The sequence below is a fragment of the Mesorhizobium sp. ISC11 genome (genome assembly GCF_037162595.1).
GTDB classification, from domain to species: Bacteria; Pseudomonadota; Alphaproteobacteria; order Rhizobiales; family Rhizobiaceae; genus Mesorhizobium; species Mesorhizobium ciceri.
Genome location: NZ_JAVSPW010000001.1, coordinates 595,902 through 613,090, shown reverse-complemented (window position 1 = coordinate 613,090; position 17,189 = coordinate 595,902). Strand labels below are relative to the sequence as shown.

At 63.9% G+C, this 17,189-nt stretch carries 14 protein-coding genes and 1 pseudogene; 2 read left to right on the top strand and 13 right to left on the bottom strand.

All coding sequences use genetic code 11. From position 1 onward, the window contains the following. Positions 1-55: 55 nt before the first annotated feature. The 6 genes from RPF88_RS03220 to RPF88_RS03195 form a co-directional block, all read right to left on the bottom strand. On the bottom strand, positions 56-1,141 hold the full coding sequence (locus RPF88_RS03220; protein ID WP_337121679.1) for a Gfo/Idh/MocA family protein: 1,086 nt from the start codon (positions 1,139-1,141) through the stop codon (positions 56-58). A 35-nt stretch (positions 1,142-1,176) separates the two neighbouring features. Further along, positions 1,177-2,238: an ABC transporter ATP-binding protein gene (locus tag RPF88_RS03215; protein ID WP_337121678.1), complete on the bottom strand. Its 1,062-nt coding sequence runs from the start codon at positions 2,236-2,238 to the stop codon at positions 1,177-1,179. A 1-nt stretch (position 2,239) separates the two neighbouring features. After that, the gene (locus RPF88_RS03210) at positions 2,240-3,331 is read right to left on the bottom strand and encodes an ABC transporter ATP-binding protein (RefSeq protein WP_337121677.1); all 1,092 of its coding nucleotides are present in this window, start codon (positions 3,329-3,331) and stop codon (positions 2,240-2,242) included. Continuing rightward, a complete protein-coding gene (locus RPF88_RS03205) occupies positions 3,328-4,287 on the bottom strand; it encodes a carbohydrate ABC transporter permease (protein ID WP_013530822.1) in 960 nt (319 codons plus the stop codon). The genes RPF88_RS03210 and RPF88_RS03205 overlap by 4 nt, the downstream gene beginning before the upstream one ends. An 82-nt stretch (positions 4,288-4,369) precedes the next feature. After that, positions 4,370-5,143: a carbohydrate ABC transporter permease gene (locus RPF88_RS03200; RefSeq protein WP_337121676.1), complete on the bottom strand. Its 774-nt coding sequence runs from the start codon at positions 5,141-5,143 to the stop codon at positions 4,370-4,372. A gap of 81 nt (positions 5,144-5,224) precedes the next feature. After that, positions 5,225-6,838, bottom strand: coding sequence for an extracellular solute-binding protein (locus RPF88_RS03195; RefSeq protein ID WP_063168542.1), 1,614 nt, complete (start codon positions 6,836-6,838; stop codon positions 5,225-5,227). 336 nt (positions 6,839-7,174) lie between these two features. Here RPF88_RS03195 and RPF88_RS03190 point away from each other — a divergent pair, with 336 nt between their 5' ends. Then, positions 7,175-8,203: a LacI family DNA-binding transcriptional regulator gene (locus RPF88_RS03190; RefSeq protein WP_024501567.1), complete on the top strand. Its 1,029-nt coding sequence runs from the start codon at positions 7,175-7,177 to the stop codon at positions 8,201-8,203. Between the two features lie 57 nt (positions 8,204-8,260). On the opposite strand, the gene RPF88_RS03185 is transcribed toward RPF88_RS03190, so the two are convergent. From RPF88_RS03185 to RPF88_RS03155, 7 genes are all read right to left on the bottom strand, one after another. Then, a complete protein-coding gene (locus RPF88_RS03185; RefSeq protein ID WP_013530818.1) occupies positions 8,261-9,280 on the bottom strand; it encodes an aliphatic sulfonate ABC transporter substrate-binding protein in 1,020 nt (339 codons plus the stop codon). 35 nt (positions 9,281-9,315) lie between these two features. After that, on the bottom strand, positions 9,316-10,212 hold the full coding sequence (locus RPF88_RS03180; protein ID WP_127366722.1) for an ABC transporter permease: 897 nt from the start codon (positions 10,210-10,212) through the stop codon (positions 9,316-9,318). A 12-nt stretch (positions 10,213-10,224) separates the two neighbouring features. Then, positions 10,225-11,061, bottom strand: a complete 837-nt coding sequence (locus RPF88_RS03175; protein WP_013530817.1) for an ABC transporter ATP-binding protein — start codon at positions 11,059-11,061, stop codon at positions 10,225-10,227. A gap of 17 nt (positions 11,062-11,078) precedes the next feature. Next, entirely contained in the window at positions 11,079-11,405 is a 327-nt protein-coding gene (locus RPF88_RS03170) for a 4Fe-4S dicluster domain-containing protein (RefSeq protein WP_013530816.1), read from the bottom strand. Then, positions 11,402-13,027, bottom strand: a complete 1,626-nt coding sequence (locus tag RPF88_RS03165; protein ID WP_337121675.1) for an FAD-binding protein — start codon at positions 13,025-13,027, stop codon at positions 11,402-11,404. Before RPF88_RS03165 ends, RPF88_RS03170 begins: the two co-directional genes overlap by 4 nt. A gap of 31 nt (positions 13,028-13,058) precedes the next feature. After that, entirely contained in the window at positions 13,059-13,655 is a 597-nt protein-coding gene (locus tag RPF88_RS03160) for a thioredoxin family protein (protein ID WP_013530814.1), read from the bottom strand. 280 nt (positions 13,656-13,935) lie between these two features. Beyond that, on the bottom strand, positions 13,936-14,880 hold the full coding sequence (locus RPF88_RS03155) for a heme/hemin ABC transporter substrate-binding protein (RefSeq protein WP_337121674.1): 945 nt from the start codon (positions 14,878-14,880) through the stop codon (positions 13,936-13,938). 123 nt (positions 14,881-15,003) lie between these two features. On the opposite strand from RPF88_RS03155, the pseudogene RPF88_RS03150 reads away from it, so the two are divergent. Continuing rightward, positions 15,004-17,187, top strand: a pseudogene (locus RPF88_RS03150) (TonB-dependent hemoglobin/transferrin/lactoferrin family receptor). Positions 17,188-17,189 lie beyond the last annotated feature (2 nt).

The window sequence follows — 17,189 nt, the reverse complement described above, 5'->3', positions numbered from 1 at the left end:
GGTGTGAATTCCTCCCTGTAAGCGATTCAGTTGTCTGGTGTTTCAGCTGCGGTGATCAGGTAGCGATTTCGGAAAGCTTGACCGTGCGGGCCTCGTCGATCGAGCGATAACCCGCCTCGACCAGCGCCATGGTCTTGACGTTGTCGGCGACCGACAGCGCCGGCGGCGTGCCGGTCTTCACCGCGTGCTGGAGCTGCTCCATCACACCGATAAAGGCATGCGGGAACCACATCGTGTCCCAGCTCGGGCTGACCCATTCGCCGCCGGTCGTCTCGGTCGAAGCGTAAGTCAGCGTCGAGGCAGCGCCCGTCGGCCAGCCGATGGTGCCCTTCGCGACCCCCTTGCTGCCGTCGACGCGCCAATTGATGTGCTGGTCGTCCTTGTAGCCATCCTGGCGCGGACCGGACCAGACATCCTCCAGCGACACAGCGAGCACACCGGACGGAAAGCGCAGCGTCGACACCGTGATGCCGTCCGAGTGGTCGAATGTCGTGCGCGGGTCTTTGCGTGTCAGCGTGGTGATCTCGTCGGGATCGCCGAACAGGAAGCGCAGCACGTCGAGATGATGCACGCTCATATTGGCGAGCGTCAGCCGGTCATAATCCTCGAGAAAGCTCTGCCAGTGCGGGATGGCGTGCATGTCGATCTGGGCGAAGACGATGTCGCCCAGCGCGCCGCTGTCGATGATCTGCTTCAAGACGCGCATCGACTGGTCGTAGCGCATGTTCTGATTGACCGAGAGGATCTTGCCGGCCTTGGCCGCCTCGTCACGCAGCTTGACCGCTTCGTCGACCGACAAGGCCAACGGCTTCTGCGCCAGGATCGCCTTGATGTGCTTCTGCTTCAGCGCGTGACGGATCAGCGCCGGCTGCAGGTCGGGCGGGAAAGCAAGGTCGATGATCTCGACATTTTCGTCCTCGATCAGTTTTTCCGGTGTGTCGTGGACGGTCGGAATGCCCCAGCGCGTCGCCACCTTATCGGCGCTGGCCCTGGTGCGCGAGGCGATTGCCACCACCGGGAACCCGGCTTCCTTGTAGGCGGCGAGATGGCACTCGGCCATGATCATGCCTGCGCCGACACAGCCGATCTTGTATTCCTTCGTGCGGACCTTCACGTCCGGCTCGAAGCCTTTGCTTGCCATCTCTTCCTCCCGAAAGTCTTTCCTTGCGGTGGCCGTCATCGTGCCAACGCCCCGCCGCTCTGTTCGAAATAATGCACTCTGGCCGGCTCGCAGGATATCGCCACCATGGCATCCGGCCGGATGTCGGGCTGGCCGCGCAGCAACGCCTTCAGCCGCGCCTGCCCGGCAGCGAGCGTCACCACGGTGTAGCCGCCAAGCGGCTCGACCTCGAACACTCGCGCCGGGCGGCCCGGGCCCCCGTCCGCCCACGGTCTGACCTTGATGTCCTCCGGCCTCAGCCCGATCTCCACGGCGTCGGCGGGCGCTGTCTTGTCGTCGATGCGGATCGTGCCTTCAGCCGCTTCGACACCGCCCTCGCCACGCGCCGATCTGAGGATGTTCATCATCGGCGAGCCAAGCAGCCTTGCCACATAGGTGCTGGCCGGGCGGTCGTAAATTTCTGCCGGCGTACCGATCTGCCTGATCTTGCCGTCCTCCAGGATGGCGATGCGATCGGCGACCGACATCGCTTCTTCCTGGTCATGCGTGACGTAGATCAGCGTCTTGCCGAGTTCGCGCTGGATGCGCTTCAGCTCGACGCGCGTTTCTTCGCGCAGCCTGGCGTCGAGCGCCGAGATCGGATCGTCCATCAGATAGGCATTGGGATCGCGCACCAGAGCCCGGGCGATCGCCACGCGCTGCCGCTCCCCGCCCGAAAGCTGTCCCGGCGGCTTGTGCAGGATATGGCCGATATGCAGCTTCGCCGCGACGTCGGTGACCCGCCGCTTGATCTCGGCCTCGGCGACCCGGCGTTCGACCAGGGGAAAGCGGACATTTTCGAGCGCGCTCATATGCGGAAACAGCGCCAGGTTCTGGAACACCATAGCCACGTTGCGCTCGGCCGGCGACATCGCGTTGACCGGCCTGCCTCCGATCAGGATTTCGCCGGTGTCAGGTGTCTCCAACCCGAGCACCAGGCGCAGGATGGTCGACTTGCCCGACAGCGGCGGACCGAAGAAGCAGAAGAACTCATTGTCGTTGACGGTGAACGAGGCGTCGTCGACGGCGAGTGTATTGCCGTAGCGTTTGGTCACACTACGGAAGACGATATCGGCCATCTCAACCTGCCTTCATCGCAAGGCCGGTAGCGGCGTCGAAGACGCGCACCGACGACGTAGTGGGAGCGATGACAGCGGTGTCGCCGATAGCCAGCCCGACATCATTGTCGAACACCGTTTTCACAGCCGCCTCGCCCTGGCCGAGATGAACGATGGTGCGCGCACCGATCCGTTCGACAAAGGTCACCGGCATTGCGAGGCCCTGCCCATTCTGCACCAACGTCGCCTGTTCAGGCCGGAATCCGTAAAGCACCTCGCCGCGTGCACCACGCATGGCCGCTGCGAGTTCGCCCGCCAGCGGCGGCGTGATGCCCAACGGTCCGAGATCGACGACCAGTCCGCGGTCGCTCTCCGCCGGCCTGCCCTTGAGCAGATTCATGCCCGGCGCACCGATAAAGCGGGCGACGAAGACATTGGCTGGATCGTTGTAGACCTCGAGCGGCGTGCCGACCTGCTGCAAAACCCCATGATCCATGACCGCGATGCGGTCGGCCATGGTCATCGCCTCGAGCTGATCGTGGGTGACATACACCATGGTCTGGCGGAACTGCCGCTGCAACTGCTTCAGTTCGGTGCGCATGACGGCCCGGAAAGCGGCGTCGACATTGGAGAGCGGCTCGTCGAGCAGGAAGATCGCCGGCTCCATGATCGCCGAGCGGCCGATCGCCACCCGTTGCAATATATTGACCGACAGCCTGTCGGCCTTGCGGTCGAGCAGCGGCGAAAGCTGCAGCATCTCGGCGATGGCGCCGACACGGCGATCGATCTCGGCTTTGGCAGCCCCTCGCATTTTTGGTCCATAGGCAAGGTTCTGGCGCACCGTCATATGCGTGAAGATGGCGTAGTTCTGGAACACGAAGCCGACGCCACGCCGGCCCATCGGCACGCCGGCCATGTCGCGCTCGCCAAACAGGATCTTGCCGCCGGTCGGTTCTTCCATGCCCGCGATCATGTTCATCGTCGTCGACTTGCCGCAGCCCGACGGGCCGAGCAGCGCCATGAACTCGCCATCTGATATTGCCAGGTCCATGGTCTTCAGCGCGGTGAAGTCGCCGAATTTCTTGACCAGGTTTTGCAGGTGGATGGCGCTCATGCCGGTACCTCGCGTGCACGCGCCATGCGCTTCATGGCAAACACCGCGACGATCGACAGCACGACCAAAATGGCCAGCGCGATCGCCGCCACATAGCCCCAGATCAGGTCCTGCGTGGTGAGCTTGTAGATGTAGACCGAGATGGTTTCGGTAGCGACGCCTGGACCGCCGCCGGTCATGATGTAGAGCGTGTCGAAGATCTTGAAGTTCTCGATCACCCGGATCGCCAACGCGATGATGATGATCGTCTTCATCTTCGGCAGCACGATGGTGACGAAGCGCTGCCACGGATTGGCGCCGAGCAGCGTCGCCGCCTTGATCTGGTCCTCCGGCACGCCGACCAGGCCGGCAAGCAGGATAAGGAACATCAGCGGCGTCCATTGCCAGATGTCGGCGACCATCACCGCAATCAGCGCCAGAGTCGGATCCGACAGCCAGGCGATGGTGACGGGAGATCCGGTGAGCGCCGACAAGATGTCGTTCACCGGGCCGCCCGACTGGAACAGCATGAAGAACATGTAGCCGGCCACGGCAGGCACCACCATCATCGGCATCAGCAGGATCGAATAGAAGACGCGTTTGCCCGGGAAATCGTCGGCAAACAGTGTCGCCAGCGCCAGCCCAAGCAGGAATTCCGCCGGCACGCAGACGATCATGACGATGGCCGTACGCTTCAGCGCGCTCCAGAAGCGCGCGTCGGCGGCGAGATCGGTGTAGTTGGCAAAGCTGTTCCACATCGACCAGGCGTTCCACCAGCCGGTGCCCGACAGGGGCGACCAGTCGGTGACGCTGATGTAGAGCTGCATCAACAGCGGGAAGGCCGAGATGAACAGCACCAGGATCTGCGCAGGCAATGTCAGCCGGAAACCCAGCCTTGCACCCTCATCGCGCGAAACCGGCTTTGCTCCGACGGCTTTCACCTCATCCTTGGAAGTCATGACAGTCACCGCGCTCATTGCTTGAGCGCCCCGAATGTCAACCCGCGCACCAGATGGCGTTGGATGGCGATGCCCATGATGACCGGCGGCACGGCCGCGATCAGCCAAGCGCCGCCTTGGCGCCATAGAGCTGCCCGGTCATCGAGGAGGATAGCGAGGCCATGTAGACCGGGATGGTCACCCATTCGCGCGTCGTCAGAAGCAGCGCGATCAGATAGTCCGACCAGTTGAGGATGAAGACGAAGAGCGCGGCACTGGCCAGCGGCGCGCGCATCATCGGCAGCGTGATGCGGGTGAAGACGCGCAACCGCGAACAGCCCTCGACAAGCGCTGCCTCCTCGATCTCGCGCGGCATGTCGTCGAAGAAGGTCTTCATCAGCCAGAAGGCGAACGGCAAGGTGACGATGCCGTAGATCAGCGCCAGGCCCCACCAGCTGTCGGTGAAGTTGAGGAAAGCCCACATGATCATCACCGGGATCATGACCGCCATCGGGGGAAAAATCCTGAGCTGGATCAGCGCCAGCGGCAGGTTCTGGCCGGAGCCGAAACGCGACAGCCCATAAGCCGCCGCAGTGCCCGCCGACATGGCGATCACCGTGCCGAAAACCGCCGACAGCAGCGATGCGAGGATCGGCTTCAGCGCGGTACGGTCGAGCGCGACGATCAAATTGTTGGTCGACTCGCCGAAGACGAAACGAAAATTGCTGAGCGTCGGGTTCTTCGGCCACCAGGTCAGGTCGGCGCCGGTCGCCGACCATTCGGCGATCGGCTTGAACGCCATCGATACCATCCACAGGATCGGCACCAGCGTCACCGCCATGGCCGCGAAGATCGCGGCATAGCGGAATATCAGGAAAGGAACGGAACGCTTCATCTGGCGGCTTTGCTGGTGGCGTTGTGGGCGGAGGGGAAAAGCAGGCTCCTCCCCTCCTTCGATGTGATCCAGGGAGATGGATCAGACGATCGGGTCGAGAACTGTCGGCCAGGCCTCCTTGTTGGTCTTGATGGCTTCGAGCAGTTTGTCCTCGCCGGTGCGCCGCACGATCTTCTTCCACTCCGCCTCCGTATCGGCCATCGCCTGCTCCGATGTCTTGGCCTTGGTCAGCGCCGCCATGAGGTTCTCGTCGAGCGCATTGTGGAAGGCTGTCGCGCCGGGATAGTTGATGGTCGGCACGGTGCGCGCCACCGTCTCGCGCACGACGTCCATGTGGTAGGCATGATAGGTCTGGCGCACCAGCGGATCGGAGAAGTCCGAAAGCCGGAACGGGTCCAGATAACCGCCGGGGTTGGCACTCATCCAGGCGTAGATACGGGCCGAGCCCAGCCATTGCAGCAGGAGATAGGCAACCTCCTGGTTCTTCGACTGCGACGAGACCATGCCGGTCAGCGAGAACCACAGCACGGAGCGGCTGATCAGCTTGCCGTCGATCTCGCGGCCTGGCGGCAGCATCGAGCCGATCTTGCCGGTGACGGCCGAATCCTTGTTGCCGGCATTGTCGAGGAATTTCGGCAGGTTGGAGAAGGCGCAGGTCATCGCCGCACCACCCTTGGCGAAGTTGCCGTATTGCTCCGGCCAGCCCCAGGAGATCGCATCCGGCGAATGATGTGCGAGCGAAGCGACATATTCGTTGGTGGCGGCAATGCCTTGCTCGGAATTGATCATCGGCTTGCCGTCATCGCCAAACAGGAATTGGTTGGGCGAAGCCATCGAGACATAGCGCTGGTACCAGTTGGTGTAGCCCCAGCCCTGGTTGCGCAGGTCGGTCGAGCCGAACAGGCCCTTGTCCGGACGCTGGAAGAAGGCGGCGATGTCGCCATGCTGCTTCCAGGTCTTCGGCGGCGCCAGATCGTAGCCGTATTTGTCCTTGAAGGCCTTCTTCTCGGCTTCGTCGCCGAACAGGTCGGTGCGGTAGACCCAGGTCTGGAAGTCGCCGTCCAGCGACACGCCATAGTTGGAGCCGCGGTATTTGTTGAGCAGCGACACGCCCTTGGCGCCGTTGACATAGCCGCTGACGGGATCGTCCCATTCGGGCTTGTGCTGCGCGACAAAGTCATCGAGCTTGGCGATGCCGCCGGTTTCGGCGAGGTCGCCGAGGCGGTTCCATTCGGTCGAATAGATGTCGTAGGCGCCACCCTTGGTGGAGATGTCCTGCATCGTCTTGGTGAATTCCTGGCCGTTCGGCAAACCGACGATTTCGATCGCGATGCCGGTTTCCTTTTCCCACAGCTCCTTGATCGACGGCGCACCGGCCGGGAACGGCTGCGTGAGCTGGCCGATCGAGCCGTCGGACAGGCCGAGCACGATCTTGGCGGGCGCCTTGCCGGCGCCCTTCAGCGCCTTGGCCGCCTCGATGGCGCGGCCTTCCGGCGTGTCGGCGCCATACTGGTAGCGCTCGGCTCCATCGAAGCCCGTCGGGCCGCCGATCATGCCTGGCGCCAGCGCGTCGGCCGCATAGGCGCGGCCGGGACGAATGAATTGGGGTGCGATACCAGCGGCGGCCATGATCACAGCCGCCTTTCCTCCGGATGCCAGCAGCCGGCGCCGCGAGATGCGGATCAAGTCAGACATTGAAACTCCTCCCTCAGGGCCACGTTTCCTCCACGGCCCTTATGAGGGATATTGACGGCAGCATGGCAAGGCTGTCAACATCATAAATAATCAAAACACCTCACAACATCGCAATAGGGCAAGGAAATGCACAAAAACGGGATCCATGCATCATGCCGGGTGCTTCAATTTGAGGGCACACGACCCTTCCCGGCCCTGCGCAGCCCTACCGGACCATTTGATTTAGCGCGGCGGCTTGCGCATGGGCTAAGGGCGGATACATCATTTCCCATCAGAATCGCCGATGGCGGGGAAGCCGTCACCAGCCGATCTGACGCATGCAGGAGATGAAAGACGGTGCGTTCCACCCTGACTGACATAGCCCGGGAAGCCGGCGTCTCGGCCGCCACCGTCGACCGCGTGCTCAACAACCGACCCGGCGTGCGGGCGCGCACGCGCGAAATCGTGCTCGAAATGGCGCAGCGCCTCGGCTACATCGCCGAAGGCCCGAACGGCGCGCCGCCACGGCCCTCGCCTGGCGAGGTCATCCGGCTCGACTTCGCGCTGCCGGCCGGCACCAATTCCTTCATCAAGATGCTGCACCGGCACATCGAGGCACAGGCTCTGGCGCGGCCCGACCTCGATGTCCATATCGCCACCATCGAGGGCTTCAATCCTGACCGGCTCGCCCGCCTGCTGCAGGACCTGCGCGGACAGACGCAAGGCGTCGGCGTTATAGCGCTCGACCATCCGACGGTGCGCGAAGCGATCCGATCCCTGTCGGCCAACGATATCAAGGTGGTGACCATCGCCTCCGACATCCTGCATGTGCCCAGGGTCGCCTATATCGGCATCGACAACCGCGCCGCCGGGCGGCTGGCCGGCTATCTGCTCAACCGCTTCATGGGATCGGGGCATCCGGGCAAGGTGGCGCTGTTCGCCGGCTCGCTGTCCTATCGCGGCCACGAAGAACGCGAGATGGGGTTCCGCCACGTCCTGACCGAGGAATCACCCAACCTGCAGATCGTCGAGATGCGCGAAATGCTCGACGACCGCGAGAAGGCCTATTCGGAGGCATCGGCCCTGCTGGAACGGCACCCCGACCTTGCCGCGATCTACAATGTCGGCGCCGGCAACACCGGCATCGCCCGCGCGCTCAAGGAGCACGGCCGCGCCCAGTCCATGGTCTTCCTCGGCCACGAGGTGACGGACGGCACCAAGGACCTTCTGCTCGACGGCACGCTCGACGCGGTCATCGACCAGAACCCGCGCGTCGAAGCCCGCGAAGCGCTCAACACTTTGACCCATGCGGTCCGGGGATTGCCCTATGAACTGCACCAGCCAAGGCTGCAGGTGATCTTCAAGGAGAACATCCCTGAGATTTGACGGACCAGACGAGCGGGGCAGCGCGGTAAAGCGCCCGCCCCGCTCGATGCTTCCAGTCTATTGGACGGCAGCGATTTCAGCCGCGGCGCCATCGACAAAGCTCTTGTCGACCCATTTTCCGTAGTCGATCGAGCCCTTCAGGAGCCCGGCGCTGGCCATGAATTTCTCCTCGCCCTGCAAGGCGGCGATCGCGTCGTCGGTTAGTTTCGGATCCTGGTGGAACACCCCGTCGGCATAGGTCTTGCGGACGGATTTCTCCGACGACTTGGTCGCCTCCACAAACGTCTTGATCGTCTCGTCCGGATGAGCGTCGGCCCAACGCGAAATCTCGATGTCGACCTTCAGCAGCCGCTTGACCAGATCGGGATATTTCGCCGCGAAGGCGCCGTTGACCGAGATGACGTTCGGCACGTTCCATTCCGGATGGGTGCTGGTGTCGAACAGCACCCGCGCCTCGCCGGTGTCGACCAGCTTGGCCGCCGTCGAATCCGTCTCGACAATGGCGTCGATATCGCCGCGCAGCAGCGCCGGGCCGGATGCCTCGAAAGGCAGGTTCAGACCTTCGACGTCATTGGTGGTCAGGCCGACGCTGTTCAGTGCCTTGCTGAAGTTCGAATGCCGCACCGTTCCGGTGAGATAGGCGACCTTCTTGCCCCTGAGATCCTGCAGCGTCTTCAACGGCGAGTCGGTTTTGACGACGATGTAGGAACCGCCGGCCTTCACATAGCTCGACAGGCCGATCAGCTTGACGTCGGCGCCGGACGCAGCAACGCGCAGCGCCGGATTGTTGCCGGTATAGGTGAACTCGATGGCGCCGGTCGCCAATGCCGTCGTGGCTTCCGAGCCGCCGTTGAAGGTCACCAGTTCGACCTTGATGCCGTCCTTGGCGAATTCCTTGTCCCACCAGCCGTCCTTCTGGGCGAGGACGAATTTGAGGTGCCCCGGCGCCGTGCTGCCGATGCGGATGATGTCAGGCTTGTCCTGTGCGAAGGCAGGCATGCCGCCAAGGCCGATGACGACGGCAATGGCGCCCTTCAGCAGCAGCCGGCGAATTGCGTCGAATGGAATGTTGGGCATGGGAAAATCCTTCCTGTTTGGAATGATGGGGCCGCTTAAATGAGCGAGGTCTCGGACTGGCCCTTCCAGGCTGTTGCCCAGCGCTCGAACCAGACGAGCAGGTAATTGACGGTCAGGCCGATGACGGTCAGCGTCAGGATGCCGGCGTACATGTCGGCCGTTTCCATCATCAGCTGCGAATTCTGGATGAGGAAACCGAGGCCGGATTTGGCCGCCAGCATCTCGGCGCCGATGACCGCGAACAGCGAGGATTTCACCGCCAGCCGAGCGCCGGCGACGATCGAGGGAATGCTGGCCGGCAGGATGACTTTCCGGAAAAGGTCGAAGTCGGACGTGCCCATCGAGCGCGCAGCCTTGATGAGCAGCGGATCGACCGACTTGACGCCGCTGATCGTGTTGACGAGGAGAAAGAAAACCGAGGAGTAGAAGGTGATCGCGACCTTCGATTCCTCGCCGATGCCGAGCAGCAGGATGAACACCGGCAGAAGCGCGAATTGCGAGGTGTTGCGCAGCGTCTGCACCAAAAGGTCGGAAACCTTCTCGAACAGCGAATAGCGCCCCATCAACAGACCGAGCGGGATGGCCACCACCACGCCGAGTGCGAAGCCGATCGCGGCACGCTGCAGGCTTATGCCGATATGCTCGATCAGCACGCCCGAAGCGAGCAGCGCCCACCAGGCGACCAGCACCTCGCTCAGCGGCGGAAAGAAGATGCGGTTCAGCCAGCCGAGCCGGGGCGCGATCTCCCACAGCAGGAAGAACAGGCCGAGCAGCGGCAAGCCATAGAGGAATGTGCCGTGGCTCGCTTTCTTGCTCCGGATCTTGGCGTTGGCCTTGATGGCGGGGACCCTGGCGGCGGCTACCGTTTCGCCAGCGCCGGCAAACAGGTGGAGCGCTCCAGCGGAGCCAAACTTCTCGGTCAGATAGGCCATGGGTCCAGTTCCTCAGTGACTGAAGGCTGGCGACAGAGTCCAGTCCTTCTGCGCCTTGTTGACCTCGTCGCGCAGCACGTCCCAGACGCGAGCGCGATATAGATTGAATTCGGCGCTGGCGCGGATGTCGCCGTCGCGCGGCCGTGGCAGGTCGATATCGATGATCTCCTTCACCGCGCCCGGCCGCGCCGTCATCACCACCACCCGGTCGGCGAGGAAGATCGCCTCGTCGATCGAGTGGGTGACGAAAATGACAGTCGTGTTGATCTTGCCCCAGATCCGCAGCAGCTCGCCTTGCAGAAGCTCGCGCGTCTGCTGGTCGAGCGCCGCGAACGGCTCATCCATCAGCAACACTTCCGGGTTGCTGGCCAGCGCACGCGCGATCGCCACACGCTGCTGCATGCCGCCGGACAGCTGGTTGGGAAAACGGTCCTCGAAGCCGGCAAGGCCGAACAGCGACAACAGATGGCGGGCCGTCGCCGTGCGCTCAGCCTTGGCCACGCCGCGCACTTCCAGCGCATATTCGATGTTGGCGAGCGCCGTGCGCCAGGGAAACAGCGCATATTGCTGGAAGACATAGCCGGTCTTCGGGTCGGGCCTGGTGATGCGCCGGCCATCGAGCTTGACGTCGCCGCCGGTCGCCTGCGTCAGCCCGCCAATGATGTCGAGCAGCACCGACTTGCCCGAGCCGCTGGGGCCGACCAGCGTGATGAACTCGCCCTTACGGATCGAGAGGTCGACGCCGTCGAGCACGGTGACGCGGTCGGTCGCCTCGCCATCGACGGTGACGAACTGCCCCGGCTTGAGCTGGAAGGTCTTGCTGATGTCGCTGACGACGATACGGTCCATATCTGTCTCCGATCGGTTCACTGCGCCACGCGAATGCGGTGCGTCGGGTCGAATTCCGAGCCGCCGGCCTTGCCGCGCTTCCAGCCGAGCGCGCGGGCATAGGAGCCAAACAGCTGTCGGGCGTCGGCCTGAGCTTCCGTGATGCCGGTCGGCCCTTCGGCGAACTCGGCCACATAGAGCGCGTCGGTCGGGCAGTAGATCTCGCACAGGAAGCAGGTCTGGCAGTCCTCCTGGCGGGCGATCACCGGCACGCCGCTCTCGGTCGCGTCGAAGACGTTGGCCGGGCACACCTTGACGCAGATGTCGCATTCGACGCAGCGCGTGGCCGAGACGATCTCGATCATGACGCCAGCTCCGCCAGCCGCTCAGGCGCGCCTGCGATGCGGAACGCATCCACACCGGTGATGACCAGCCGTTGCGCGAAGGCCGGGCTCTTGCCCGGCAAATCGGTGCGGCGATGCATACCGCGGCTCTCGGTGCGGTGCAGCGCTGCGGCCACGGACCAGCGCCCGGCGGCGGCGATCGAAGCTGCCTCTCGGGTACGGACCCTATCCAGCCCGTCGCCTTGCAGATGGTCGCGCACGTCGCGCCAGACACTCTCCAACCGCTCGCCGCTTTTCTCCAGGCCTTCGCCGGTGCGGAAGAAATTCTTGTCGAGCGGCGTCACCTCACTGCGCACCGCCTCGATGACTTCGCCTGCCGAGATGTCGACGCGCGGCGATGATGCAGGACGTAATCCAGCCTGGCCAAGCGACTGCACCTCAGTGCGGAATGCCTTGCCGGTCCGGCGCTTGGCATGGGTCGAAGCGCCCTTGCCCGCCCACCAGCCGCTGGCCAGCGCCCAGGACGAATTGACGGCGCCGCCGCCCGACACCGCACCGGTCATGATCTCGCGGCTGGCCGCGTCGCCGGCGACATAGAGGCCGGGTACGCCGGTGGCGCAATCGTCGGAGACGATGTCTATGCCGCCCGTGCCGCGCACCGTGCCTTCGGCGCGCAGGGTGATGCGGAACAACTCGCTGAACGGGTCGATGCCGGCGCGGTCATAGGGCACGAAGCAATTCGGCTGGCCCTGGCGCAGCCAGCCCTGCAGCGCCGGTTCGGCCTGATCGAGCCGCGCGTAGACCGGGCCGTCGATCAGCGCGCGCGCCACTTCCTCCTCGCGGTCGCCGATGCCGTTGCGCAACGGCTCGCCGGTCGGCCCGACGATCGGTGAGCCATCTTCGCGATGGAACGACGCCCAGCGGAACGGCAGCCCCTTGTTCAACGAGGAGCCGTAGGGCGCCAGCGTGTATTTGCCGGTGAACTCCATGCCCGACAGGCTGGCGCCGGCCTCCGCCGCCATCAGATAGCCGTCGCCGGTCAGCCCGGTCGCGCCGAGGATGCGCTCGCGGAAAGCGCAGCCACCGGTCGCCAGCACCACCGCGTTGGCGTCGACGCGCCAATCCTGGCCGATCTGCCTGGCGACACCGGCGGCGCCGACGATGGCATCGCCGTCCGACAAAAGTTCGAGCGCGGGATGATGGTCGAGGACGGTGACGCCGGCCAAAAGCACGCGGCGGCGCATGAAGCGCATGTAGTCCGGGCCGCGCAGATTGGCGATGTAGAGCCGGCCGTCATCCTCGCTCGGGAAAGGATAGCCCCATTCGGAGAGCCTGAGCAGGTTGCGGTAGGCGGTGTCAACGCAGCGCAGCATCCAGCGCGGGTCGGCGAGTTCGCCGGTGCGCTGCCAGCGTCGCTCGACCACGGCATGCCTGTTGTCGCCCGGCGGCACGCACCAGGTGCCGGTGTTGGACGGCGCGGTGGCGCCGCTGGTGCCGAGATAGCCCTTGTCGGCCAGCACCACCTTGGCGCCGGCCTCGGCCGCGGCGACTGCTGCCCAAGCTGCCGACGGACCGCCGCCCAGCACCAGCACGTCGGCCTGGAGCAGCAAGCTGTCGGAAGCGGATTTTTGCGGCTTGGGCATGGAGACCTGGCGAATAAAGTCGAAGCAGGCGCTAGGCCGCGCGGGCCGCGCTGGAAGACCACACCGGCTCGTTGCCCGCGCTCCACTTGATGTTGCAGCCGATCGACGGCGCCTGGCTGGCAGTGGGCCTGCCGCCCTCCAACACCGTATCGACCGCCGCGCGCAGATCGGCACCCGTCACCGGCTTGCCGTTGCCCGGCCGTGCATCGTCGAACTGGCCGTGATAGGCGAGCCGCCGGTCAGTGCCGAACAGGAAGAAGTCGGGCGTGCAAGCCGCGCCATAGGCTTTCGCCGTCTGCTGCGACGCATCCTTGAGATAGGGGAAGGAATAGCCGAATTTTTCGGCCTCCTCGCCGATGCGGGCGAGCGTCTCCTCCGGATGCGCCTCGTGGTCGTTGGCGTTGATCGCCACCACCTGCAGCCCCTTGCCGGCGTAATCCCTGGCGAAAGCGGCAAGCTGCTCGCGGATCAGCACGACGAACGGGCAGCGGTTGGAGATGAAAGCGACGAGCAAGGCCGGCTTGGCGTCGAAATCGGCAAGGCGGTGCAGCACACCTTGCGCGTCGGGCAGCAGGAAGTCGGCGGCCCTGGTGCCGAGGTCGACCGGATTGGACTCTGTTTTCGGCATCGATGCGCTCTCTTGTGCAACCATTTTCACAGGCCAAGATGCGAGCGCTCCGAGCGTTCGCAGTTAGTCTATGAATTTAGTATAATTATAGGCTGGAGAGCGCATTCACGGTCAACCGCGCGGCTTAGAATATCGTGCCAATGTTTCAGGCCGAGCCGCCAAGTTTGTTCGGGCGGAAGCCGATCCGGAGAAATCCGGACGGACAGCATTTATGAAGCGCAACGGGGTTCGGCGACGAAATTGTACTGCCCAGCCGAACCGTCTTGCGATTTTCGCGACGTCATTCCCCTTCCGGATAGAGCGCTTTCGCCAGGTCGCGGATCGCATCCGATGTGCGCGGGCCGAAGCCGATCATGTAGGCGCCGTCGAGCACGACCAGCGCCTTGTTGGCTGCCGCCGGCGTTGCCGCCAGCGCGCGGTTGCCGAACACCAGCTCGGCCGACGGCCCGCCCTTGCCGTCGCCCATCATCAGGATGACGTCAGGCGCCATCTCGATCAGTTTTTCCTCCGACGCCGCCTTGTAGCCCTGTACGATGTCCATAGGGTTGAGGCCGCCGGCATAGCGGATGATGGCGTCGGCAGAAGTACCCGCGCCGGCAGCGCTCAGACGTACCAGGCCATGGAAGAACACCACCTTCTTGCGCCGCTCCGGCGGAATTTGCGACGCCAGATCCGCGGCAGCCTGAAAGGCGGTGAGCACCTCGGCGGAAACCGCCTTGCCCTTGTCCTCGAGCCCAAGGCTGGCGGCGATCAACGTGATCTTGTGCTCGATGCCTTGCGGGCTGTTGTCCTGCGGGACCAAGACGATCGGGATTGCCAGCGACTTCAGCACCTCGACCGCTTCAGGAGGCCCGCTGTCTTCTGCGGCCAGGATCAGGTCGGGACGCAGGCTGGCCAGCCCCTCGACCGAAAGCTGGCGGCGGTAGCCGACATTGGGTTTTTGCGCGACTTCAGGCGGATATTTGCTGCCGCGATCTATAGCGACGATTCGCCCGCCGGCGCCCAGCGCGTGGACGATCTCGGTGACGTCGGAACCGAGCGTCACGATCCGGGTCGCCGCGCCCGGCACGACGGTTCGCCCCAGCGCATCGACAACGATCTCGGCGGCCAGCGCCTTGAAGCCGCAGGAAGGCGCCAGCACCGACAGTGCCAGAAGCAGCACCGCCGCGATCCTGCCCGGTTGCGACCAGTGGGTCGTCTTGCCTTCGCCTAAACTGCCGACCATGCCGCTGTTCCCGTGCCAGATGCTTCTCGAGGATGGTCGGCTATAAATTTAAAGTTGACTTATGTCATCATGTTTTAATATGTGACCCGTGCCCTGACCTGCCTGGTCGAGGGATTTTCAATAATGCCAGCCAAGGCCGCTCAGCCACCGCCAGCAGTTTTGCTTTTGCTTGGGGGCTGCATGACAACGACAACAAACACGACATTGATGGCGAGCACGGCGCTCGCCTTCGTGCTCGGCCTCTGCGCCGTGCCTCTTGCCAGCGCGCAGGAACAGGACCGGGAGAAAAAGGCCGCCGCCAAGACCGGCCGCCTGGCGCCGGCCAGTGTCGCGCAGAACCAGCCGGCGACGATGCTCGACGTGATCACCATCTCGGCAACGATGATCAAAACGGCGGTGATCGAATCGATGGCCGCCATCAGCGCCGTCGATCAGGACGAACTCGACCGCATCCAGCCCGACACAGCCGCCGACATCTTCCGCACCACACCGGGCGTCGCTGCCTCGATGAATGGCGACGATCCCGCAACCGCCATCAACATCCGCGGCCTGGAGCAATATGGCCGCGTCGTCGTCACCCTCGACGGCGCCCGCCAGGACTACTGGCGCGTCGGTCATGGCTCTGGCTCGTTCTATGTCGAACCCGACCTGATCAAGGAAGCCACCGTCATTCGCGGTCCGGTCTCGAATGCCTATGGTTCCGGCGGCATCGGCGGCGTCGTCTCCTTCGAGACCAAGGATGCCGGCGATTTCCTCAAGAAGGATGAGCGCTGGGCGCTGAGCGAGAAGCTCGGCTACGAGGACAATGGCGACGGCTTCACCACCAGCACCACCGGTGCCTACCGCTTCAGCGACGATGCCGATATCATCGGCAACCTCATCTACCGCGACCGCGACAGCTACACCGATGGCAATGGCGACACCGTGCCATGGACCGGCGAGCGGGTGACCAGCGGCTATCTGAAGGCGACGTTGCGGCCGGCCGATGGCCATGAGCTGAAGCTCGGCGCCATCCTGCAGCGCTACAACGACCAGATCACCGGATCGAGCGGCTCGGCCTCGCCGACCCTGAGCCGCTATGACACCGACACCACCAACCAGACCTACACCGCCGCTTACACCTGGAAGCCCGACGACAACGCGCTGATCGACTTCAGCGCCAATGCCTATCACAACCGCACCCGCGCCGAGCAGACGCAGGTCTGGCCGACCTCGGCGATCGGCAATTTCCGCTTCTACGACGTGGCCACGACAGGTTTCAATGTGAAGAACTCCTCGCGTTTCGACGTCTGGGGACTAACACATACGCTGACCTACGGACTCGACTACTACTATCTCGAGGCCTCCTCGGAAGCGGCGCATTTCGGCGCTGGCCAACAGCAGGGTTATGGCGGCTTCCTGCAGTGGCAGGGCGATTACGGGGACTGGCTGCAGGTCATCGCGGCGATGCGCTATGACGGCTACCAGCTCGATGGCGAGACGCGCATCCCGTCACCGCAGGAAGCCTCGATCTCCGGCGATCGTTGGTCGCCGCGCCTCACCGTCGGCGTCACGCCATTCGATGGCTTCCAGCTCTATGGCACCTATTCCGAAGGCTACCGGGCGCCGGGTCTGCAGGATGTCTTCCGTGGCGGCGGCGCGCATGGCGGCGGTGATACATATCGGCCCAATCTTCTGCTGCAGCCCGAGACGGCGAAGAACTGGGAGGCCGGCGTCAACGTGAAATATGACGATGTGCTGACGGCGGGTGATCGGCTGCGCGCCAAGGTCAACGTTTTCCACACTGACGTCGAGGATTACATCGACGTCGACCTCACCGTGCTGCCGCGCACGGCAATCAACATCGGCGACGCACGCCTGAAGGGCGTAGAGGCCGAGATGGTTTATGATTATGGCTAGGGTTTCGTGAACTTCTCCGGCGCGCTGATCGATGCCAAGGTCGTCAGCGGCGTCTATTCCGGCCAGGCGTTGAACAACACGCCGCTCGACCGCTTCTCGGCCACGATCGGCTTCCGCATGCTGGAGGACCAGCTCACCGTCGGCGCGCAATATCTCAGCGTCGGCAAGATCACCCGCACCAGCCGCACCAATCCCAACGCCGTGCCGGTCGTCGATGACGGTTTCGATCTGGTCAATGTCTTCGCCAACTGGCGCGTCAACGACAACCTCAAGCTCGATTTCGGCGTCGATAACATATTCAACACCGCCTACACCGATCCGCAAAGCGCATGGTCGACCTCGGCGGCAACAGAACAGGGCAAGGGCCGCACCTTCAAGGTGGCCCTCACCGGCAGGATGGGAGGCTGACA